This is a genomic window from Pyxidicoccus trucidator (assembly GCF_010894435.1).
Lineage (GTDB): Bacteria > Myxococcota > Myxococcia > Myxococcales > Myxococcaceae > Myxococcus > Myxococcus trucidator.
In genome coordinates, this window is the sequence record NZ_JAAIXZ010000007.1 from 479263 (window position 1) to 499633 (window position 20371).

Genomic DNA, 20371 nt, shown 5'->3' on the forward strand with positions numbered 1-20371 from the left:
ATGGGGCTCGGACTCTTGATGCCGTACACTCCTCGACGTAACTAGAGACTCTTTCACCCACTACGAACGTATGGGTGCCATAGGAACCACGAGGTAACCATGCCCATCGTCAAGGCGCTGCCCCTCATCCCCGCCGAGCGCGCGCTGAAGGTCATTGGCGGCCGATGGAAGGTGTTCGCGCTCTACTACCTGTTCGAGGGACCGAAGCGCCTCTCCGAGCTCCGGCGCCTCATCCCCACGGTGAGTCAGAAGGTGCTCGTGCAGTCGCTGCGAGAGCTGGAAGAGCACGGCATCGTTCATCGCGAGATCTTCGCCGAGGTGCCTCCGCGCGTCGTCTACACGGCGACGAAGCTTGGCATGAGCCTCCATCCCATCGTGAAATCGCTCTGCGATTGGGGGAAGCGCCACGCGGACGAGCTCGACGCCGCCGCGGCTGGATGCCCCCCTTCGCTCCCCGTCCCTCAAGCGCCACGCAAAAGGACAGGGCGGGACGGGGCGGGATGACGAGCTACACCCGCCGCGCCCGAGCGGACACGGGCGGCATCTGCAACCCACCGCGCGGCTTCGCGCGCATGGACCAGTACACCGCCACGGCCAGCAGGCTCACGGCGAGCAGCGTCCACAGCGCGGCCCACACCACCGCGGGCACCAAGGTCAGGTCCGCCAGCAGCGCCGCATCACTCCGCGAGCGCACCGCGCTGTTCCACAGGTCGTCCCGCAAATCGAACACCGCGTAGAGCGCCGTGAAGGCCGCGATGAACAGGTTCACCGCGTCCACCGCGCCGTCGGGCAGGTACTTCGCACCCAGCCCCATGGCCACCGCCGTGCCCAGGCAGAACGCCAGCGTGAAGAAATCCCCCGCGTACACCAGCCCCATCACCGTCAGCCACACACACGCCGCGCCCAGCACCCAGCGCCGGAGCTGGAAGCGGAAGGTCGCCAGCAGCAGCCCCGCCCCCGCCACCGCGCTGCCCAGGTAGCCTCCAGAGTAGACGACCACCTTCGCCAGGAAGCCGGGCGGCAGGCGGGACAGGCAGGAGCCCGACTCGTTGGTCGCCAGGTGGATGCTGTCCACCGAGCCTCCCACCAGCAGCGTGGCCAGCGCATGCCCGCTCTCATGCATCATCACCACCAGCACCTTGAGCGGCCAGAAGACGGGCGAGTACCAGAAGTACCACCCCACCCCCAGCATCAGCACGAGGAGGGCCAACCGGCCGAAATCAAGCTGCGCTCCGCTGGCGGTCTTCATCGCTCGTACCCCTCCGGTGGGACACCCCAACACTTAAGCCCGGTCCGTCTTCCATGAAAAATCCCCATCCATGGCGCGGAGCGTTGGAGGAAAGGGGATTCGCGTGCGGGCGCCGGACGGGGTAGGGAGGAAACACCATGAAGAAGACGCTCCTCCTCCTGTCGCTCGTGGCGGCTCCGGCTCTGGCCGGAGAAGGCAAGTGGACCCCTCAGCAGGTCCTGGAGCTGGACCCGGCGTGGCTGCGTGCCCAGGGCCTCCAGGTGCCTCCCAAGAAGCTGTGGGACCCCCAGCGTGGCACCGGCCTGCTCGCGGGCACGGTCAACGTCGGCGGTTGCTCCGGTGCCTTCATCGCCCCCTCCGGTCTCGTCATCACCAACCACCACTGTGCCTTCGGCGTCATCCAGGAGCACAGCACCCCACAGCGCGACCTCATCACCGAGGGCTTCCTCGCCTCGAAGCGCGAGGATGAGCTGCCCGGCAAGGGCTCGCGCGTGCAGGTGCCTCGCAGCTTCAAGGACGTGACGAAGGAGGTCCTCGCCTCGGTGCCCGCGGGCGCCGACGACCTCGCCCGCTACAAGGCCATCGAGCGCAAGCAGAAGGAGCTGGTCGCCGAGTGCGAAAAGCGCCCCGCCACCCGCTGCAACGTGGCCACCTTCGACGGCGGCCTCAACTACACGCTGATGGACTCGGTGGAGCTGGCCGACGTGCGGCTCGTCTACGCCCCGCCCCGCGCGGTGGGTGAGTACGGCGGCGAGGAGGACAACTGGATGTGGCCGCGCCACACCGGTGACTTCGCCATCCTCCGCGCGTACACCGCGCCGGACGGCAGCTCGGCCCCGTACAGCGACAAGAACGTCCCCTACAAGGCCGAGTTCTTCTTCCCCCTGGCCACCGAGGGCGTGAAGCCCAACGACTTCGTCATGGTGCTCGGCTACCCGGGCCTCACCTTCCGCGCGCTGCTCGCCGAGGAGATGGCGGAGCGCCAGTCGCGCCTGTACCCGCGCTTGCGCGACGTGTTCGGCGAGGCCATCAACATCCTCGAGGAGGAGAGCGACAAGAGCCCCACCGGGAAGATTGCCGTCGCCTCGCAGCTCAAGAGCCTGCACAACGTGCACAAGAACGCGGGCGGCCAGCTCGCCGGGCTGAAGCGCGGCCGCATCGTTGAGAAGCAGCACGCCTCCGAGGCCGCGGTGGCCGCCTGGGCGGGCAAGGACGCCAGGAAGTGGGCGCCCGCGCTCTCGGCCCGCGAGGCCCTGCTGGCCGAGCAGGCCAACACGGCGAAGGTGTTCGAGCGCGAGTTCCTCCTGTCCTCCGTGGGCCGCCTGGCCCGGGGCCCGGCCCTGGCGGCGACGCTGTCGCGCCTCGCCGCCGAGCGCGCGAAGCCGGACCTGGAGCGGCGCCCGGAGTACATGGACCGGGAAATGCCGCGCCTCAAGGACCGGCTGGAGCGCGAGCAGAAGAACCTCTTCGCCGCCTCGGACAAGCGCCTCCTGCAGGCCTTCGTCCGGCGCGCGCAGGCGCTGGGCCCCGAGGAGCGCATCGCCGCAGTGGACAAGCACTTCGGCGCGAAGTCCCAGGAGAAGGACGTCGTCGCGAAGATTGACGCCATGTACGCCGGCACGAAGGTGCTGACGCTCGACGAGCGCATGAAGATGGCGGGAGAGACGGTGGCGCAGCTGGAGGCCCGCAAGGACCCGCTGCTCGCCTTCGGCCTGGACCTGGCCCGCGAACTGGCCGCGCTGGACGAGGTGAGGGACCGCCGCCAGGGCGCCGCGCTGCGGCTGCGGCCCGAGTGGCGCAAGGCCGTGCTGGCGCACGCGGGCAAGCCGGTGGCTCCGGACGCCAACGGCACCCTGCGCGTGTCCTTCGCGAAGGTGCAGGGCTACTCCCCGCGCGACGGCGTCGTCTACACGCCCCAGACGACGCTGGCGGGCCTGCTGGCCAAGCACACCGGCCAGGAGCCCTTCGACGTGCCGGCCAAGGTGTCCAAGGTCGCCGAGGCGAAGCGCTACGGGACGTGGATGGATGCGAAGCTCAAGGACGTGCCGGTGGACTTCCTGTCGGACGCGGACACCACGGGCGGCAACTCGGGCAGCCCCACCGTGAATGGCAGGGGACAGCTCGTCGGTGTGAACTTCGACCGCGTCTGGGAGAACGTGGCCAACGACTTCGGCTACAACCCGGACGTGGCCCGCAACGTCAGCGTGGACGTGCGCTACATCCTCTGGATGCTGGACCAGGTCGAGGACGCGGACGCGCTGCTGCGGGAGCTGGGCGTGCGCAAGGGCCCGCCCGTCGTGAGGGAGACGCGCTGATGTCGGACGCGGGGAACGGCTCGCTGCCCCTCCCGGTCTTCAAGCCGGAAGAGAAGGTGTGCTCCAACTGCAAGCTGTTCAGCCCCCACTCCGTGGAGGAGCGCCGGGGCTGGGTGGGGACGTGCCGGCTGCACTCGTGGCGCGGCATGTTCCCGCCCTCCGCTCCCATCTGCGACAAGTTCGTTCCCAAGGGCAGCGCCGCACCCCTGGCGCTCCCCGTCACCGTCCGCGCGCGGGCCGTCGTGCGCGGCGTGGCGCCGGTGGTGGTGCGGCGCCGCGTGGACCCCAATGAAGAAGTGGACCTGGAAGGGCTGAGCATGACGCGTGAAGAGCTGATGGAGATCTTCCGGGAGGCGTCCGGCATGGCCGAGTCTCCGCAGCTGGCCAACAAGTGGGAGGGCGGCACGGTGCGGCTCGTCCCCTCCAACCCGGAGCTGCAGCCCAAGGACTTGCCCATCGACAACCTGTTCCACAAGGTCGTCATGGTGCGCGACAGGCTCCGCGTGCTGGAGCAGAAGCTCAACGCGCACCCCAAGCTGTCGGACGCGGAGAAGGTGGAGATGCAGAGCTACATCACCCGCGTCTACGGCTCGCTCACCAGCTTCAACGTCCTGTTCAAGGACAAGTCGGACCAGTTCGTCGGCTCGAAGGGCGACGAGTAGGCGCACCCCGGACGCCGGCCGGGCCCAGGCCCGGTGCCGGCTCTGGGGGGGCGAGGCGCACCCCACGGGGAGTCACGGCTGCTGGCCGCGCTCCTCCATGAGAGACAGCGTGCGCTGCCGGGCGCGGTGCAGGGTGCTCTTCACCGTGCCCTCGGGGATGCGGAGCAGGCGGGCAATCTCCGGGTAGCTCAGGCCGCGCACCTCGCGCAGGTAGAGCACCTGGCGCTGCTGCTCGTTGATTTCCTCCATCGCCTCGCCGAAGTGGCGCTCCAGCTCCGAGCCCACCGCCTGTACCTCGGGCGACAGCGGCTCCTGGGGCTCGAGGCTCAGCCGCTCCCGGCGCTTGCGCGCGCGCAGCCAGTTGATGCTGCTGTTGACCATGACGCGGTGGAGCCAGGTGCTCCACGCGGCCCGGCCTCCGAAGCCCGGGGCCACGCGGGCCAGCCGGGCGAAGACGTCCTGCACCACGTCCTCGGCGTCGTCGGTGTCGCCGACGATGCGCCGGGCGATGGCCAGCGCGCGGGAGCGGTGCTCGGTGTAGAGCTGGGTGAGGGGAGGAAGCGAGACGCAGGCGGCATTCATGGCGGGTGGTCTCCTGGAACACCCCGGGTGGGGACTGCCAGGAGTTGGAACGAACGAGCCGCCAGAAGGTTCTATCGCCCCGTGGGGAAAGGATTTCCTCCCCCGCGTGTCGGGTGGCCGACACGCCTACCTCCCCCGCGTCCCTCCGCTACTCCTGCTCGTCCTGCTTCGTCAGGCCCCAGTCCTTCAGCCGCTTGAAGAGGGTGGAGCGCGCCACGCCCAGCTCGCGCGCCACGCGCTCGCGGTTGTTGTTGCAGCGCTTCAGCGCGGCCTCGACGATTTGCCGCTCCAGCTTCTCCAGCATCTGCTCCAGCGTCATGCCGGGCGGCAGCTCCGGCACGGAGATGCCGGTGTCGCGGTTCAGCTCCTGGTCGAAGGCGAGGCCGTCCGCGTCGATGACGGGCCCCTTGCGCAGCAGCAACGCGCGGTGCACCACGTTGCGCAGCTCGCGGATGTTGCCCGGCCACGAGTGCTGCTGCAGCCGCTCCAGCGCCGCCGGGGTGAAGCGCACGGCCTGCCCGCGCGGCGCATAGGTGCGCAGGAAGTGCTCGGCCAGCGCGCCCAGGTCGCTCTTGCGGCTGCGCAGCGGCGGCAGGTGCAGGGGGATGACGCAGAGCCGGTAGTACAGGTCCTCGCGGAAGCGGCCCTCGCGCGCCGCCGCCAGCAAGTCCCTGTTGGTGGCCGCCACCACCCGCACGTCCACCTGGATGGGACGGCTGGCGCCCACACGCTTGATTTCCCCACCCTCCAGCGCGCGCAGCAGCTTGGCCTGCAAGTCGAGTGGCAGCTCGCCAATCTCGTCGAGAAAGAGGGTGCCTCCGTCGGCCTCCTCGAAGGCGCCCTTGCGCGCGGTGTTGGCGCCGGTGAAGGCGCCCTTCTCGTGGCCGAACAGCTCGCTCTCGATGAGCTCCTTGGAGATGGCCGCGCAGTTGACGGGGATGAGGGCGCGGTTCGCCCGCTGCGAGCAGGCGTGGATGGCGCGCGCCACCAGCTCCTTGCCGGTGCCGGACTCGCCCAGCACCGTCACCGCCGCGGACGAGGGCGCCACCCGCTCAATCAGCTCGGACAGCTGCCGCACCGACGGGTCCGAGCCGATGATGCCGTGGAAGTCCGCCACGTCCTTGCGTGAAGCCGGGGCCGCCGACTCCAGCACCAGCTCCGTCTCGCCCACGCGCAGCACGGTGGGCAGCGGCACCTCCGCCTCGAATACGCGCACCGGCCCCAGCCAGGTGCCGTTGGTGGAGCGCAGGTCCACCACGTGGAAGGTGCCGTCGCGCCGGGTCACCTTCAGGTGCCGGCTGGAGGCGAAGCGGTCCTGGAGGACCAGATCACAGCCCGCGTCCTTGCCCGCGGTGAAGCCCTCGCCCGTGAAGCGGTGCACGGACTCGTTGAGCCCCTGCTTCACCCGCACCTGCGCCGGCTGCCAGCGCGCGGTCCGCGCGTCCACGGCCTGCACGGACGTGGTGTGCCCCACCTCGGTGGTGACGTCCGCGCCGTCCCCGCCCGCGCGCAGCCGGAACACCGCGCGCCACTGGCCCAGGGCCAGGTCCGCGCCGTCCGCGAGCTCGCCCGCGGTGACGGACTGCCCGGCCACCAGCGTGCCCTTGCCGGACAGGTCCTCCACGCGGCAGCGCTCGCCATCCCACAGCAGGGCCACCTGCTGGCGGCTCACCTCCGGGTCGGGAATGGCGACGTCACACTGCTCGCCGCGACCGAGCACCAACCGGGCCCGGTCCACCGCCACCCGCAACACCTCCTCGCCACGACGAAAGAACACCAGCTCTGGCATTCCCAGCCCCTCCCGACAGGTTGGTTCCCGAGCGCTTTACACGGCGGGTGTTCACCTTTCAACCCCACGCCCCGGGTAGGGCGTGGGGGAGGGTGGCCTCAGCGACGCGGCGTGAAGGTGGGCCGGTTGAGGAAGCCGGCGAGGCGGGCGGCCCGGAAGCTGGGGTCCTTCTTGTCCGGCGGGAGGATGGTGACGCCCATGCCGATGGGCCCCAGCCGCTTCTGGGCCTCGGGGTCCAGCTTGAAGTTCACATCCATGGCCGGCTCGCTGTACTCCAGCCGCTTGCCCAGCTTCAGCGTGCCGGTGGCCAGGGCCTCCAGGTCGTCGCTCTTGAGGCGCAGCGTCTGCACGGTGCCCAGCCCCTTCTCGAACTGGATGCGCCCGGTGAGCGCGCCCAGCGCGATTCGCGGCAGGTCCACGGCCATCGCCTGCCCGCCGCCCATGGGGAGGGAGGCCTTGCCGCCCTTGATGACCAGCCCCTGCGAGTCCAGCGTCAGCTCGCCGTCCGCCTGGGACAGGTCCGCGTCCGGGCCCTTGCCCTTGGGCAGCGTCAGCGCGAGGGTGCCGTTCAGCTCACCCTCCATGTCCAGGCCGGTGAAGGCCGGCAGGTTGCCGCCGGAGGCCTGGAGGCCGTCCGCCTCCACGCGCACCTTCACGTCGCCCAGCCCGCCCACGGCCGCGCTCAGCGTGCCGCCCATGGCGCTCGCGCGCACGGCCACGCCCGGCGGGAAGAGGGTGGGGCGCACCGCCACGGAGTCGAGCAGCACCGGCTCGCCCAGTTCCAGCGCGCCCGGCACGTTGCCCTCGCCGGTGGCCAGGGCCGCAATCACCTCGGCACTCAGCGGCTGGGCCGGCTTGCTCACGCGCACCTGGGTGGCGGTGATGCCCGCCAGCCCCGGCCGCAGCGAGCCGATGCGCACGGCGAGCCCCGCCTGGGCCGCCTCCGTCACGAGCCGCGAGCGGATGGCGTCGTACGGGAAGGTGACGAACAGGCCGAGGATGAAGGCCACCACCGCGAACGCGGCGTAGCCGAGGAAGAGCTTCCAGCGGGCGGGCTTGGTGTCAGGAGGCATGGCTTATTGCTTCATCCGGTAGGTGGCGACGGTGGTCCACGCCGTCAGCGTGTCCGAGGCGCTCCTCGGCTCGATGCGCAGGTACTTCACCTTCACCACCCCCGGCCCGCTCTCCACCGTGGTGAGGAAGTCCGTCAGCTTGCGCAGGTCCACGTCCGTGAAGGTCAGCTCCACGGAGCTCTCGATGATTTTACCGTCCCCCACGCCCAGCTCGCCCTTGGGCGTCATGTTGGGCACCTGGAGGCCGGCCGCCGTGGCCTTGTCCTCGATGTAGCTGATGAGCTGCACGTCGCTGGACGACAGCTGCTGCTCCACCGACTGCCGCGCCGCCTGCGCCTCGCGGTAGCTGGCCGCCAGCGCCTGCACCTCCTGCAGCTTCGCCAGCTTGTCCTGCGTGCGCTTGCGGTAGCCGGACGCGCTGTTGGCGAACGTCACGACGACGGCGAAGACGATGAACGCCAGCAGCGCCGCGCCGGCGATGGACACCATCCGCCGCTCACGGTCACTCAGCCGCTCGAACCACGTCGTCACCGGTGCGAAGACTTCCTGGATCCTGGCCATGACTAGCTCTCCCCGCCCTGCGTCCCCGGGCACTGCACCTGGACGTCCAGGCGGAAGGACACCTTGTTGCCGTCCCGCGTCCGCTCCACTTTGCCCTGCCGCACGTCCTTGAAGCACGCGTGGCCCTTGAGCGCGTTGGACAGCGTGTCCACCTGCTTCGACGAGTCCGTCTCACCCTGGAGGATGACGCGGTCCAGGTCGATTTGAATCCGGTCGAACTTCACCGGCACGTCCTCCGGCACCCGCTGCGTGACTTCCGCCAGCAGATTCACCGCCGTCAGCTTGGGCAGCGCCGCCGCCGGGCTCTCCACGCCCTTGAGCATGCTGAGCGCGCGGTTGTAGTCCTTCTCGCACTTGCCGAGGATGCGCTGCGTGGTGTCACACAGCACGGCGTCCACCTGCGCCTCGCGGCGCGACAGCACCGAGTTGCGCACCACGCCGTAGGCGATGAAGAGCAGCAGGAGCGTGGCCGCGAACGAGGCCAGCAACCCCAGCTTGTCCTTCATGTAGTCGAAGTCACCCTTGAAGGAGAGGTCACCCCGGCGGAAGTTGAAGCGCGGCGCCCTGGCGCCCGTCGCGTTGCCCCGCAGCGCCAGCGAGTACGCCTGCACGGCCGCCGGCTGCACCGCCGCGGGAATCGCCTCCGCCGCGTCCGCGGGCAGCGCCAGCAGCCGCACCGGCAGGTTCAAGTCACGGGAGAGCTGCTCGGCCAGCCCGGGCATGCGCGCGGTGCCGCCGCTCAGCACCACCGAGCCCACCTGCTGGCGGGTGCGGGCGGTGAAGGCCTTGAGGGTGGGGCGCAGCTCGCGCAGCACCGGCTGCAGGCCCCGCACGAAGGCCCCCGCCGCGCGCTCCGCGTCCGGGCCCTGCGCCGCGCTGGCCATGGCCCCGTGCTGCTCCTTCCAGTGGTGCGCCTCCGCCAGCGACGTCTGGAACTCGGTGGCCAGCGCCTTGCTCAAGTCCCGCCCGCCGCCCGCGAAGGTGCGGGTGAACGTCACGCCCAGGCCCGGCTTGCCGAAGGACACCGAGGTGCGCTCGTGGCCGATGTCCACCAGCGCCACCGCGCCGCCCTCGCCCGTGCCCTCGAAGAGGCCCGGCGACTGCTGGAACAGGTTCTGGTAGGCGAGGCCGGGGTGGGTGACGATGCGCGGGTCCAGCTTGAGGTCCGCCAGCAGCGCCAGCAGCGACTGCAGCTCCTCCTTGCGCACCACGCCCACCAGCAAGTCGCTGGCCTTGTCCTTGCTGCCCTCCACATCCTTCAGGCCGACGACCTGGTAGTCGTAGACGGCGTCGGAGAGGTCGAAGGGCAGCTGGCTGCCAATCTCGAAGGGCAGCGTCGCTTCAATGCGCTTGCCGTCGGAGAACGGCAGGCTCAGCGCGTGCGTGGTGAGCGACGGGCCGGGCAGGGCGATGACGACCTGGTCCAGGTTTCCGGGCGGGAGCTGGCCGAGCAGCTCCTGCACCGCGGCGCGCAGGGTGTCCGCGCGCTCGCCCTCGGGCGCGCGCCGGACCTCGGCGAACCCCTTGACGGTGTGTCCCTTCGTCTTGGACTCCAGCACCACGCCCTTCACGGAGTGGCTGCCAAGGTCCAGGCCAAGAATGCGGGCCATACTATTCCTCTCTCCAGTACAGGAGCCTGCCCAGCGTGTCGTCCAGCCGGACCACGGCGGTGAGCGTCTTCTGCACGCTGCCCGCTTCTCCCACGGATTTGATGGTGAACGTCTGACTCTTGTCGCCCACGAGCCGGTTGCCCGCCACGTTGGCCTTCACGGCCGGGTTGATGGGGATGCCGGCTGACTCGACCACGGCGACGAAGTCCTGCACGGACATGCCGAAGAAGCTGAACATCTTCGCCGAGCGGACGCGGGTGATGACCTCGTTGAGGAACACCGGGTCGTGCAGCCGCGGGTCCGGCCGCGTCTGGTCCGCCACCGACATGATGGCCAGCCCCAGCATCACCGGGTCGTCCGTGTTGATGTTGGGCCGCCGGTTGATGTCCGGGTACACGGTGAGCCTGTCGCGGAACGCGGACATGAACTGGTCGTTCACCCCGTGCACCCGGTACAGCTCGTCCACGCTGTCGAAGCGCGCGTTCTTCGGCTCGTAGGTCGGGTCATAGCGGCTGTACGCGGCGCCCTCATCCGAGAAGCCGGAGGGCAGGGGGTTCGTTGCGTCCACCAGGTTGATGGCCGAGCCCGTCTCGTCGTCGTCCGCCCAGTCCTTCAGCGCCAGCACCACGTCCTGCGGCGTGCTGCGCACCTTGTTGGCGTCGTCGCGCTCCCAGAGGAACTCGAAGCGCTTGTCGTTGAACATGTCCAGCATGCGCAGCATGGTGGGGTACGCGTCGCCGGCGCCGGCCATCAGGCGGTGGACGTTGAGCTTCTCCTCCTCGTCGGAGATGGAGGCCAGGAAGCAGCCCTCGAAGCCGCCGAAGGAGCGTTGCGTCATCTGCGACGCCACCTCCATCGCCGCCGGGTCCTTCTCGGCGTCGTCCATCTTGAAGTCCTTGTCGTCCGCCGGCTCCATCGCCGCCGTCTCGCCGTCCGCGCCCTCGCTCTTCACCAGCCCCTTGAGCATGTGGCAGTCCACACGCGCCATCTTGTAGAGCTGGATGTTGAGCGACGACGGCTGCGGCGTCTGCTGGCCACCCTGCTGCGCCTGCGGGCCCAGGAACTGCGAGAGGAGGGCCGCCGGGTTGGGGATGGGCGTCTGGTCCACCTGCTTCTGGAAGCGCAGCAGCAGCCGGGACAGGGCAATGCCCGAGCGCGCCAGGTAGTACGCGCGCACCTCGTCCCGCTGGTTGGCCGCCAGCTGCAGGTCCACCCGGCTGTTGTAGGCGAAGTCGGTGGCAATCACCGTGAGGATGGCGATGGACACCACCGCGATGATGAGCGCCACGCCACGCGAGCGCCGCTCACGGCGGGCCGCGGGGGACGCGCTCCTACGGCGGCGGGACTTCTGTTGGAAGAAGCTGGGCATCAGTACCTCGGCAGCTCCGTGTTGAGCATGATGCGGGCCTGGGTGGTGTACTTCGCTTCCTTGCCCGTCTCGTCCACGGCCGTGACGGTGACGCGCACCCGCGTGGGCAGCAGGGCCTTGAGCTCCGTGCGCCGGGTGTCCCACTCGTCGTCCCACTCCTTCTTCTCCGAGTTCCAGTACGCGAACTCCAGCCCCTTGACGCCCTCGAAGAGCACGTCCGTGTTGCCGCCCCGGTCCATGCGGTCATCCACGTTGGGGTTGACGCGGCGCTTGAGGTCCTGCCGCCCCTTCGCCTCCCGGTCCGTGGACGCCTCCACGAAGTACTCCACCACCGCCTGGTCGGACTCCTTCACGTCCGTGTACAGGCGCTGGTGTGAGAACGTGGTGAAGAGCAGCTTGTCCCGCTCGCCGACGAAGTTGGTGGGCCGGTCGTTCTGATCTCGGAAGCGCTTCAGGTCATACCTGTCGCTGACGTACGCGGAGCCAATCTCGCGCGCCATGCGGTTCATGGCCACGCGCACCTGGCGGTAGCGGTCCGCGTCCGCCTCCACCGTCTCCTTGGCCGTCAGGCCCGTCTGGAAGGCCATGGCCACCACGGTGCCCATCAGCGCCGTAATCGCGACGGCCACCATGACCTCCATCAGCGTGAAGCCGCGAGCGTGGCGCCTCATCACTGGGTCCTCCTCTGGAAGCCGGGGATCTTGATGTTGCCCAGCGGGTTGTTGCCCTGGCCGCCCGGGGGGACGATGCCGCCCGTGCCCGGCTGCTGGGCGCCGCCGTTGCGCTGGTTGTTGAAGTCGGACTGGCGCATGAGCGGCATGCGCGTCTGCGGGTCCAGCATGGTGCCGTTGGGGCCGGGCATCGGGTTGGCCACGATGAGGCCCGTGTTCGGGTTCACCCACTGGTTCTCCTGGCCCGGGGGCTGCTGGCCCTGCGACTGGGCGAAGGCCGCGCCGCCGTTGCGGTCCGAGCCCGGCCCCAGAGACACCACGTGCGTCACCAGGTCGATGCTCTCCAACTGCGTGCCCTCCATCCAGAAGACCGTGAGGTGCACCTCGCGCACCGTCTGGGTGATTTGCTGAATCATCTGCGTGAACATGGGCTGCGCCATGCCCATGGCCGCGCCGCCCATTCCACCCAGGCCCGAGGGCTGGGGACCGCCGGACGCGCCGTCCTTGCCACCGCCGCCGCCCGCGCCGCCGCCGAAGAGGCTGGCGATGCCGCCCATGGGGTCTCCATCCCCGCTATCGCCGATGGGCAGGTTGAAGATGGCGCCGATGAGCTGGTCCGGCGTCACGCCCTCCGTCTTGGGGGCGATGATGCGCGCGCGCCACTTGAACTGGGGCCAGCCGTCGTCGGAGAAGTCACCGGACTCCTCGTCGTCGTCGTTGGAGAAGCCGTCGTCGTAGAGCTTCTGCTCCAGGTCCGTCATCTTCGAGCGGGCCAGCAGCGACGCCACGGTGAGGCGCTTGGTGTAGACGTGGTTGGACACCGCGCCCGCGTTCAGGTCGAAGATGGCCATGAGCGCGAGCCCGAGGATGGCGAGCGCCACCACCACCTCCAGCAGGGTGAAGCCCTGGTTGCGTCTCATTTCGGCACCTCCAGCTCTTCGGCCACCACCTGCACCTTGCCGGTGAGGGGTGACACGTCCAGCGTCCAGACGTTGTCCCCCTGCTTGACGTACACGTGGGCCTTCTCCGTGTAGCCCTGCGGGAAGAAGTAGAGGTAGGCCACGCCGCTCTCCACCGGCTCGCGCTGGTGGCGCGTCCACACCGACACCTTCACGTCCCCCGGCAGCTCGCGCGAGGGCACCTCTTCCGAGGTGTACGACGAGAAGCGGGCCGCGTTCTCCACGCGCTGCTTCTCACCTTCCATCAGCTCCGTGGCGGTGGGCGCGTCCCCGCCGGACACGAGGTAGTTGCGGCGCGTCTCGCCGTTGGCGCCCGTGCCTCCGCTGGCGCGCGCGTTCCGCTCGCGCTCGCTGTTCTCGTCGCGCAGCGCGGTGTCCCGGTCCCTCGACGTCGTCACCGCGCCCTCCGCGCACTCGGCGTGGTAGCGGGTGGGCTCCTCGCTCTTCGGGTCGGGAATCTCGAACACCAGGCGGCACGTCTTGCCGCGCAGCGCGGCCGAGTCGTACAGCGAGCGGATGAGGCCCGCCAGCTCGCCCGCGGAGCCCTTCGCCTTGGCGCCGGTGATGGAGCCGATGCCCATCACCGCCGCGGAGAACAGCATCGCGACGATGATGATGGCGATGGAGATTTCGATGAGCGTCAGGCCGCGCTGGGCGCGGCGGCGGGCGGGCGTCATGGCTGCTCCCAGTGGGCGGCCAGCGCTCCGCCGCTGCTCAGGTCCGCGTCCGGGCCACTGCCGCCCGCCTTGCCGTCCGCCCCGTAGGAGACGACGGCGCCCGTCTTGCCGTCCATCCAGTACACGTACGGGTGGCCCCAGGGGTCCACCGGCACCGCGTCCAGCAGGCGGGCCTGGATGAGCGGGGTGAAGCCCTCTTCCTTCGAGGGGAAGCGCCCCATCAGCCGGTGGTGCGACTTGAAGAACCCCTCCAGCTTGCGGATCTCCGCCCGCGCCCGGCGCTGCTCGGTCGTGAGCGACGCGTCATGCGTCAGCCACACGAGGAAGAAGGCCAGACCCGTGGCGACCAGGAAGACGAGGGCCAGGATGAACCGCCCCACGTTCCGGGGGCGGTCCGTCCCCTCCTGCGAGGGCATCGGGGTGGTGAGGGAGGCGTGCTCGTTCATACCCAAGGCCCTATGCAACACGCGGGGTGCGCTACTTCTTCACTTGTTGTTGGCGGCGGCGCCGTCCGCGGAGGAGATGTCCGCGTCGTTGCCCTCGCCACCGGCGGTGCCGTCCGCGCCGTAGGAGATGATGACGGGCTTGCCGCCCTCGTTGATGTACACGTAGTCGTTGTTCCAGGGGTCCTTGGGCATCTGCTCCAGGGCCTGGGTCTCCACGAGCGCGTTCAGGCCCGAGGCGGTGTCGGGGTACTTCCCCTTCTTCGTGTAGTAGAGCTTCATCGCGCCCTGGATGCTCTTGATGTCCAGCGAGGCGCGGTCTCTACGGGCGGCCTCCAGCTGCGGAATCACCGCCACGCCCACGGCCGCCGCGATGAGGCCGAGGATGGTGATGACCACCATGATTTCAATCAGGGTCATGCCGCGGCTCTTGCGGCGCTGCTTCCTCTGGGTCTTCTGGCTCATGTCTCGTTCCTAGCTCGGGTGACTTTCTGGCAGTCCACCCGGTTGAGTTCGTGTCGTCCTGTCAGGGCGTCCGGGCCCCGTCCGCCACGCCCGCCTGCGGGCGCTGGGACTGGGGACCGTACAGCCGGGCCCCCACCGTCAGCAGCGCCGCCGCCACGGCAATCATGGCGGCCAGGGTGACGCGCTGAATCCAGCGGTCCATGGTGTCGTTCATCGTCGCGTCACTCCTCACCGGATGGCCGAGTTCACCTGGAGGATCGGCAGCAGGATGGAGAGCGCTACGAATGCAATCACCGCGCCCATCACCACGATGAGCAGGGGCTCGAGGAGCGAGGTGAGGGCGCCGATGCGCACATTCACCTGCGTCTCGTAGTTGTCCGCCACGTTGGTGAGCATGTCCTCCAACTGGCCGGAGCGCTCACCGATGGCGACCATGTGGTACACGAGCGGAGGGAACTCCCCCGAGCGCTTGAGCGGGGTGGCGATGCTCTCGCCCTCGCGGATGGAGTCGCGGGCCTTCTCCACCACCTCCGCGAGCACCGTGTTCGTCATCACCGCCTTGACGATGTCCATGGCCGCCAGCAGCGGGACGCCGCTCTTGAGCAGCGTGGCCAGCGTGCGGGCGAAGCGGGAGATGGACAGCAGGCGCACCAGGCTGCCGACGACGGGGGCCCTCAGGGTGATGCGGTCCCACTTCGGCTTGCCCTTGGGGCTCTTCGTCCAGCGCATGAACAGCCAGACGCCCAGCGCCATCAGCGGCACGGCGACGAACCACCAGTTCTGGAAGAAGTTGCTGGTGGCGATGAGGATGCGCGTGCTCAGGGGCAGCGTGGCCTTCATCGTCTCGAAGATCTTCGTCACCTTCGGCACCACGAAGACCATGAGGGCCACGAGGATGCCGCCGCCCACCACCATCATGATGGCGGGGTAGAGCATGGTGCTGAGAATCTTCTGCTGCAGCCGGGCCTGGTTCTCCGTGAAGTCCGCCAGGCGCGTGAGCACCGCGTCCAGCGCGCCCGAGGCCTCGCCCGCGCGCACCATGTTCACGTAGATGCTGGGGAAGATTTTGGGGTGCTGGCCCAGGGCGTCCGCGAGGGTGGAGCCCTCGTTGACGCGCTGCTTGATGTCGGAGAGGGCGCGCTTGAAGCGCTCCTTCTCCACCTGGTCCACCAGCGCGCTGAGCGACTCCACCAGGGTGACGCCGGCGTGCAGCAGCGTGGACAGCTGCCGGGTGAAGATGGCGACGTCGTCGGTGTTGACGCGGCCCCGGCCCAGCTTGCGCAGGTCGATGTCGCGCGCCACCAGCGACGCGTTGGCGCCCTTGGACACGGCGGCGCGGCTGCCCTCCGCCTGTGCCAGCACGTCCGTGAGGAAGATGCCGTCGCCGCGCAGCTTGGAGCGCAGCGTCTTGGGGGAGTCCGCCTCGAGCAGGCCCTTGATGGACTTGCCCGCGGAGTTGATACCTCTGTACTCGAAGACCGGCATGGCTCAGACCCCGGCCCCTCCCAGGGAGGAGCTGTCGGTTACATGTCCTCCTGGGTGATGCTCAGCACTTCCGCGATGGTCGTCTCGCCCAGGGAAATCTTCCGCGCGCCGTCGTCCAGCAGCGACGTCATGCCCTTGGACGCTGCGGAGCGCTTGATGGTGGACGCGTCCACGTTCTTCAGCACGAGCTGGCGGATGTCGTCATCCACGGGGAGGAACTCGTAGATGCCGGTGCGGCCCCGGTAGCCGTTGCGGTTGCACGACGGGCAGCCGGTGGCCTTGTAGATGCGGTCCGTCCCGTAGCGCGCCTTGAAGGAGGCCAGCGTGTGGCTGAGCTCCTTGAGCTCCGCGTCCGTGGGCACGTAGGCCACGCGGCAGTCCGGGCACACCCGGCGCACGAGGCGCTGGGCGAGGATGCCGGTGAGCGACGAGGCCACGAGGAAGGGCTCCACGCCCATGTCCACCAGTCGCGTCACCGCGCCCGCGGCGTCGTTGGTGTGCACCGTGGACAGCACGAGGTGGCCCGTCAGCGACGCCTGGATGGCGATTTCCGCCGTCTCCTTGTCGCGGATTTCGCCGACCATGATGACGTCCGGGTCCTGGCGGAGGAACGAGCGCAGCCCCTGCGCGAAGGTGAGGCCAATCTTCGGGTTGATGGCCATCTGGCCAATGCCCTTGAGCTGGTACTCGACCGGGTCCTCGACGGTGAGGATGTTGAGGTCCGGCGTGTTGATTTTCGACAGGGCGCCGTAGAGCGTCGTCGTCTTGCCGGAGCCCGTGGGGCCGGTGACGAGGATGATGCCGTGCGAGCGCTTGATGACGGCTTCCATGGAATGGAGCGTCGCCTGGCTCATGCCGATTTCGGCCAGGTCCAGCAGCGTCGCCGTCTTGTCGAGCAGACGCATGACGATGCGCTCGCCGAAGGACGTGGGGATGGTGGACAGACGGATGTCGATGTCGCGGCCGGCCAGCTTGATGCGGATGCGGCCGTCCTGCGGCAGGCGCTTCTCCGCGATGTTGAGCTGCCCCATGACCTTCACGCGGCTGACAATCGCGTTCTGGTAGCGCTTGGGCGGCTTGATGACCTCCTGCAGCACACCGTCCACGCGGAAGCGCACCAGCAGCTCGCGCTCCATCGGCTCGATGTGGATATCGCTCGCGCGCTCCTTGGCGGCGCGGAACAGCACGGAGTTCACCAGCCGGATGACGGGTGCCTCGTCATTCACGTCGAGGAGGTCCGTGGGCTCCTCCAGCTCGTGGGCGATGGAGTCCAGGTCCGTGGTCTCCATCTCGTCCACCAGCTGCTCGGCCTCGTTGACCGAGCGGTCATAGACGCTGTTGATGGCGTCGGTGACGGTGCTCGCCAGGGCGATGCGCTGGCTGATGCTCTGGCCCAGCAGGAGCCGCACATGGTCCAGCGCGGAGGTGTCCAGGGGGTCCGAGACGGCCACCGCCACGGCGTCCCCCTCCATGGACAGCGGGAGGATGTGGGCCTGCTTGGCGAAGTTGATGGGGATGCGCTTGACCAGCTCCGCATCCACCTCTTCGGTGAAGATGCGGGCCAGGTAGGGCAGGTCCAGCTGGTGGCCCAGCGCCTTGGCCACGTCTTCTTCGCTGACCGCCTTCATCCCCACCAGCACCTCGCCCAGGCGCTGGCCCTTCTCGGCCTGGACGGCGAGGGCCTCCTGGATCTTCTCCTCGGTGAGCGAGGGGACGAGCGCGCGGAGGATTTCCCCCAGCGGCCGGCCACAGAGGAAGGCCTGGCCGTGCGAGACGACCTGGGTGGCGTCATTGCGCGCGGGGGCAACCGCGGTGGCGGTGGTCAGGGTGGGGTCGGCGGTCACGTTCATGGGCTCTGTTCACCAACGTCCGGCTGGATGCGCAGGTTCTCGGGGGAGACGTCCTCGGGAGCCGGAGGGCTCTCGGGGACGGGCGCCTCGGGCCGCGGGGCCGGCACTGGTTCATCGGAACCCCCCGGAGGCGGCGCGACTTCCCGCACCTCGGGTTCACCCTGGGGCGCGCCCGGCGTGGGAGCCGGAGCAGGGAGCGTGCGCCCGTTCGCCGGGCTGGCGGGGGCGATGATGCGCTCGCCGGGCATGCCCGGGCCGCCGTTCTCCGCGCGCTGCTGCTCCTTCATCACCGCCTGGTTCATGCGCGACAGGGGGCCGGGCTTGCGGCTGAAGTCCACCGCCACGTCGTAGCCGGGCACCTGGCCGTAGAACTGCTCCACGAACTGCTGCCGCTCCTTCATCTTCCGCTCGAAGATGATGCGGAAGTCCTCGGGGCCCCGGATGATGTAGGGCGTCAGGAAGAGCAGCAGGTTCGTCTTCGTCTTGCGGCGCGACGTCTCGCGGAAGAGGTGGCCGATGATGGGGATGTCACCCAGCACCGGCACCTTGGAGACGGACTCCAGGGTGCGGTCCTGCATGATGCCGCCCAGCACCACCGTCTCCTGGTCCTTGGCGATGACCGTCGTCTTCGCGCTGCGGCGGGCCGTGGTGGGGCCGAGCACCGGGTCCGTGGAGGCAATCTCCTCCGTCTGCTCGGTGATGACGAGGCGGATGTAGTCGCTCTCGTTGATCTGCGGCTTGACGGTGAGCTTCAGCTCCACGTTCTGGCGCGTAATCGGCGCGTAGAGCGAGCTGAGGCCGCCCAGCCCACCGAGGATGGAGGGGATGCCGCCGGGGGTGCCGGTGGTGCCGCCGCCCACCGTGGAGCCCAGCGACGAGGGGTTGAAGCCAGACTGGAAGGGCACATTCTGCCCCACCGTGATTTCCGCCTCCTCGTTGTCGCTGGTGAGGATGTGCGGGGTGGAGAGGACGTTGACGTCCGAGCTCTGCTGCATGGCGTGCAGCACCACGCCGAAGGCGGGGATGTCCAGGCCCAGCTTCTCCAGCGCGGGGATGACGGGGCCCTGGAGGCCGGCGAGGAAGCCGCCGAACTGCGCGAGGCTGCCCAGCGACAGCGACGGGGGCAGGCCCTGGCCGGTGTTGTTGGTGCCGATGAGGCCCGGCACCGCGCCGTCGTCCGTCTTCAGGCTGAAGCCGCTGTGGAGGTTCACGCCGAACTCGGCGTTCCGGTCCAGGTTGACCTCCATGATGACGGCCTCCACGAAGACCTGGCGGCGCGGCGTGTCCAGCTGCTGGATGATTTGAACGATGTTCTTGTAGTCGGCCGCGCTGGCGACGATGACCAGCGAGTTGGTGCCCTTGTCGGCCGAAATCTTCACCTCGCCGCTGAACAGCTCCGCGGCCTGGGTGGCGCCGCCGCCACGGGGGATGCCCTGGGGCGCCTGCGGGGAGGGGTTGCGCGGGCGGTTGGCGGTGCCCTGCGCCAGCGACTGGAGCGTGCTGGCCAGCTCCTCCGCGTTGGCGTTCTCCAGCGGGTAGACGTTGATGCGGCCGCCCGTGCTGGTGGGGATGTCCAGCTGCCCGACAATCTCCTGGATGCGGTCGAAGGCCGCGGGGCTGGCGACGATGATGAGCTTGTTGGTGCGCTCGTCCGGGATGATCTGCGACAGCGTCACCGGCCCGCTGGAGCCCTCCTGGCCGGCCTGCGCGGCCTGGGCGGCGGCAATCTCACCCGGCGAGGCGCCGGGGGACACGTTCTGCGAGAAGCCCCCGGGGCGCTGGCCGGGGCGGGCGCCCTTGGACTCGAAGAGGCGCTGCACCGTGGTGGCCACGTCCTGGGCCGCCGCGTACTGAATCTGGATGACGCGCAGCTCGTCGCTGGCGGCGCGGTTGTCCAGCTGGTTGATGATGCGCTCCAGGCGGTGGATGTTGGAGCCCACGTCGTTGACGATGATGGTGTCCGGCGGGTACGGAATCGTGTCGCCGTCCTTGGACACCAGCTGCTGCAGCACGCCGCGCAGCGGCTCGACTTCCACGTTCTTGATGCGGAACAGCTTCGTCACCATCTGCTCGTTGGTGGTGTACGGCGCACCCTCGTCGACGATGGTGGGGATGGGGTTCTGCTTCGCCGAGCGCTTGTCGACAATCTTCAGGAAGCGGCCGTGCTGGTAGACGGACAGGCCGTTGGCGTCGAGCGCGGCGAGGAAGGCGGAGTAGAAGGCGTCCGCGTTGACCTCCACGCGGCCATTCTCCGGGCCGATGATGGAGATCTTCCCGCGCACGTTCTCCGGGAGGATGAAGGTGCGGCAGGTGGCGTCCGCCACCGTCTGGACCAGCTTCTCGATCTCCACCTTGTCGAAGTAGATGCCGTAGCGGGCATTGCGCCGGGCCTCCTCGCACGTGGGCGTGCGGCGGGGACCCTGGTTGGCCTCCTCGGCGCCACCGGCGCCGGAGGTCTGCGGGGTGATCGTCCGATCACCCGGCGTGGCGGGCGAGGTGGTGCCGGAAGGAGGGGGGCGGCGCTGGGCCTGCGCGGGAACGGCGAGCGCGAGGCACAGGCAGAGCATCCAGGACGGGAGCGTCTTCATGGAGAGCGTGCGCTGCGGGGGTG

Annotated in this window: 19 protein-coding genes; 3 read left to right on the forward strand and 16 right to left on the reverse strand. The window is 69.3% G+C overall.

Annotated elements, in window-relative coordinates:
• Nucleotides 1-99 precede the first annotated feature (99 nt).
• Nucleotides 100-504 (forward strand): winged helix-turn-helix transcriptional regulator, encoded by a 405-nt coding sequence (locus G4D85_RS22100; protein WP_164015060.1) that lies wholly within the window; start codon nt 100-102, stop codon nt 502-504.
• A 4-nt stretch (nt 505-508) separates the two neighbouring features.
• Here the strand turns inward: G4D85_RS22100 and G4D85_RS22105 are convergent, their stop codons facing one another.
• Nucleotides 509-1249 carry a M50 family metallopeptidase gene (locus tag G4D85_RS22105; protein ID WP_164015062.1) on the reverse strand — a complete coding sequence of 247 codons (741 nt, stop codon included), beginning with the start codon at nt 1247-1249 and terminating at the stop codon, nt 509-511.
• A gap of 137 nt (nt 1250-1386) precedes the next feature.
• Between G4D85_RS22105 and G4D85_RS22110 the strand changes: the two genes are divergently transcribed.
• On the forward strand, nt 1387-3564 hold the full coding sequence (locus G4D85_RS22110) for a S46 family peptidase (RefSeq protein ID WP_164015064.1): 2178 nt from the start codon (nt 1387-1389) through the stop codon (nt 3562-3564).
• A complete protein-coding gene (locus G4D85_RS22115) occupies nt 3564-4226 on the forward strand; it encodes a hypothetical protein (protein WP_164015066.1) in 663 nt (220 codons plus the stop codon). Before G4D85_RS22110 ends, G4D85_RS22115 begins: the two co-directional genes overlap by 1 nt.
• Nucleotides 4227-4298: 72 nt before the next feature.
• Here the strand turns inward: G4D85_RS22115 and G4D85_RS22120 are convergent, their stop codons facing one another.
• The 15 genes from G4D85_RS22120 to gspD all read right to left on the reverse strand — a co-directional run bounded on the left by G4D85_RS22120 (nt 4299) and on the right by gspD (nt 20348).
• On the reverse strand, nt 4299-4808 hold the full coding sequence (locus tag G4D85_RS22120) for an RNA polymerase sigma factor (protein WP_164015068.1): 510 nt from the start codon (nt 4806-4808) through the stop codon (nt 4299-4301).
• Between the two features lie 148 nt (nt 4809-4956).
• Complete coding sequence (locus G4D85_RS22125) at nt 4957-6597, reverse strand: sigma 54-interacting transcriptional regulator (protein ID WP_164015070.1); 1641 nt, start codon at nt 6595-6597, stop codon at nt 4957-4959.
• Nucleotides 6598-6695: 98 nt separating this feature from the next.
• Nucleotides 6696-7670 (reverse strand): type II secretion system protein GspN, encoded by a 975-nt coding sequence (gene gspN, locus G4D85_RS22130; protein WP_164015072.1) that lies wholly within the window; start codon nt 7668-7670, stop codon nt 6696-6698.
• Between the two features lie 3 nt (nt 7671-7673).
• Nucleotides 7674-8231: a type II secretion system protein GspM gene (gspM, locus tag G4D85_RS22135; protein WP_164015074.1), complete on the reverse strand. Its 558-nt coding sequence runs from the start codon at nt 8229-8231 to the stop codon at nt 7674-7676.
• Nucleotides 8232-8233: 2 nt separating this feature from the next.
• Nucleotides 8234-9841 carry a pilus assembly protein PilM gene (gene pilM, locus G4D85_RS22140; protein WP_164015076.1) on the reverse strand — a complete coding sequence of 536 codons (1608 nt, stop codon included), beginning with the start codon at nt 9839-9841 and terminating at the stop codon, nt 8234-8236.
• A gap of 1 nt (nt 9842) precedes the next feature.
• Nucleotides 9843-11210 (reverse strand): type II secretion system minor pseudopilin, encoded by a 1368-nt coding sequence (locus tag G4D85_RS22145; RefSeq protein ID WP_164015078.1) that lies wholly within the window; start codon nt 11208-11210, stop codon nt 9843-9845.
• Nucleotides 11210-11881: a type II secretion system protein GspJ gene (locus G4D85_RS22150; RefSeq protein WP_164015080.1), complete on the reverse strand. Its 672-nt coding sequence runs from the start codon at nt 11879-11881 to the stop codon at nt 11210-11212. The genes G4D85_RS22145 and G4D85_RS22150 overlap by 1 nt, the downstream gene beginning before the upstream one ends.
• Complete coding sequence (locus G4D85_RS22155) at nt 11881-12801, reverse strand: type IV pilus modification PilV family protein (RefSeq protein ID WP_164015082.1); 921 nt, start codon at nt 12799-12801, stop codon at nt 11881-11883. The genes G4D85_RS22150 and G4D85_RS22155 overlap by 1 nt, the downstream gene beginning before the upstream one ends.
• Nucleotides 12798-13517, reverse strand: a complete 720-nt coding sequence (locus G4D85_RS22160) for a prepilin-type N-terminal cleavage/methylation domain-containing protein (RefSeq protein WP_205525649.1) — start codon at nt 13515-13517, stop codon at nt 12798-12800. The genes G4D85_RS22155 and G4D85_RS22160 overlap by 4 nt, the downstream gene beginning before the upstream one ends.
• Entirely contained in the window at nt 13514-13963 is a 450-nt protein-coding gene (locus G4D85_RS22165; RefSeq protein WP_205525650.1) for a type II secretion system protein GspG, read from the reverse strand. The genes G4D85_RS22160 and G4D85_RS22165 overlap by 4 nt, the downstream gene beginning before the upstream one ends.
• A gap of 39 nt (nt 13964-14002) precedes the next feature.
• A complete protein-coding gene (gene gspG / locus G4D85_RS22170; protein WP_164015086.1) occupies nt 14003-14425 on the reverse strand; it encodes a type II secretion system major pseudopilin GspG in 423 nt (140 codons plus the stop codon).
• Nucleotides 14426-14486: 61 nt separating this feature from the next.
• On the reverse strand, nt 14487-14639 hold the full coding sequence (locus G4D85_RS48915) for a hypothetical protein (protein ID WP_205525651.1): 153 nt from the start codon (nt 14637-14639) through the stop codon (nt 14487-14489).
• Between the two features lie 14 nt (nt 14640-14653).
• Nucleotides 14654-15910 (reverse strand): type II secretion system inner membrane protein GspF, encoded by a 1257-nt coding sequence (gene gspF / locus G4D85_RS22175; protein WP_164015088.1) that lies wholly within the window; start codon nt 15908-15910, stop codon nt 14654-14656.
• A 38-nt stretch (nt 15911-15948) separates the two neighbouring features.
• Nucleotides 15949-17760: a type II secretion system ATPase GspE gene (gene gspE, locus G4D85_RS22180; RefSeq protein ID WP_164015090.1), complete on the reverse strand. Its 1812-nt coding sequence runs from the start codon at nt 17758-17760 to the stop codon at nt 15949-15951.
• Complete coding sequence (gene gspD, locus G4D85_RS22185) at nt 17757-20348, reverse strand: type II secretion system secretin GspD (protein WP_164015092.1); 2592 nt, start codon at nt 20346-20348, stop codon at nt 17757-17759. Before gspD ends, gspE begins: the two co-directional genes overlap by 4 nt.
• Between the last annotated feature and the right edge of the window lie 23 nt (nt 20349-20371).

Bases quoted from the DNA above. Each gene is read 5' to 3' on its own strand.
- G4D85_RS22100 (WP_164015060.1), top strand. From the start codon at position 100: ATGCCCATCGTCAAGGCGCTGCCCCTCATCCCCGCCGAGCGCGCGCTG.
- G4D85_RS22105 (WP_164015062.1), bottom strand. From the start codon at position 1,249: ATGAAGACCGCCAGCGGAGCGCAGCTTGATTTCGGCCGGTTGGCCCTC.
- G4D85_RS22110 (WP_164015064.1), top strand. From the start codon at position 1,387: ATGAAGAAGACGCTCCTCCTCCTGTCGCTCGTGGCGGCTCCGGCTCTG.
- G4D85_RS22115 (WP_164015066.1), top strand. From the start codon at position 3,564: ATGTCGGACGCGGGGAACGGCTCGCTGCCCCTCCCGGTCTTCAAGCCG.
- G4D85_RS22120 (WP_164015068.1), bottom strand. From the start codon at position 4,808: ATGAATGCCGCCTGCGTCTCGCTTCCTCCCCTCACCCAGCTCTACACC.
- G4D85_RS22125 (WP_164015070.1), bottom strand. From the start codon at position 6,597: ATGCCAGAGCTGGTGTTCTTTCGTCGTGGCGAGGAGGTGTTGCGGGTG.
- gspN (WP_164015072.1), bottom strand. From the start codon at position 7,670: ATGCCTCCTGACACCAAGCCCGCCCGCTGGAAGCTCTTCCTCGGCTAC.
- gspM (WP_164015074.1), bottom strand. From the start codon at position 8,231: ATGGCCAGGATCCAGGAAGTCTTCGCACCGGTGACGACGTGGTTCGAG.
- pilM (WP_164015076.1), bottom strand. From the start codon at position 9,841: ATGGCCCGCATTCTTGGCCTGGACCTTGGCAGCCACTCCGTGAAGGGC.
- G4D85_RS22145 (WP_164015078.1), bottom strand. From the start codon at position 11,210: ATGCCCAGCTTCTTCCAACAGAAGTCCCGCCGCCGTAGGAGCGCGTCC.
- G4D85_RS22150 (WP_164015080.1), bottom strand. From the start codon at position 11,881: ATGAGGCGCCACGCTCGCGGCTTCACGCTGATGGAGGTCATGGTGGCC.
- G4D85_RS22155 (WP_164015082.1), bottom strand. From the start codon at position 12,801: ATGAGACGCAACCAGGGCTTCACCCTGCTGGAGGTGGTGGTGGCGCTC.
- G4D85_RS22160 (WP_205525649.1), bottom strand. From the start codon at position 13,517: ATGACGCCCGCCCGCCGCCGCGCCCAGCGCGGCCTGACGCTCATCGAA.
- G4D85_RS22165 (WP_205525650.1), bottom strand. From the start codon at position 13,963: ATGAACGAGCACGCCTCCCTCACCACCCCGATGCCCTCGCAGGAGGGG.
- gspG (WP_164015086.1), bottom strand. From the start codon at position 14,425: ATGAGCCAGAAGACCCAGAGGAAGCAGCGCCGCAAGAGCCGCGGCATG.
- G4D85_RS48915 (WP_205525651.1), bottom strand. From the start codon at position 14,639: ATGAACGACACCATGGACCGCTGGATTCAGCGCGTCACCCTGGCCGCC.
- gspF (WP_164015088.1), bottom strand. From the start codon at position 15,910: ATGCCGGTCTTCGAGTACAGAGGTATCAACTCCGCGGGCAAGTCCATC.
- gspE (WP_164015090.1), bottom strand. From the start codon at position 17,760: ATGAACGTGACCGCCGACCCCACCCTGACCACCGCCACCGCGGTTGCC.
- gspD (WP_164015092.1), bottom strand. From the start codon at position 20,348: ATGAAGACGCTCCCGTCCTGGATGCTCTGCCTGTGCCTCGCGCTCGCC.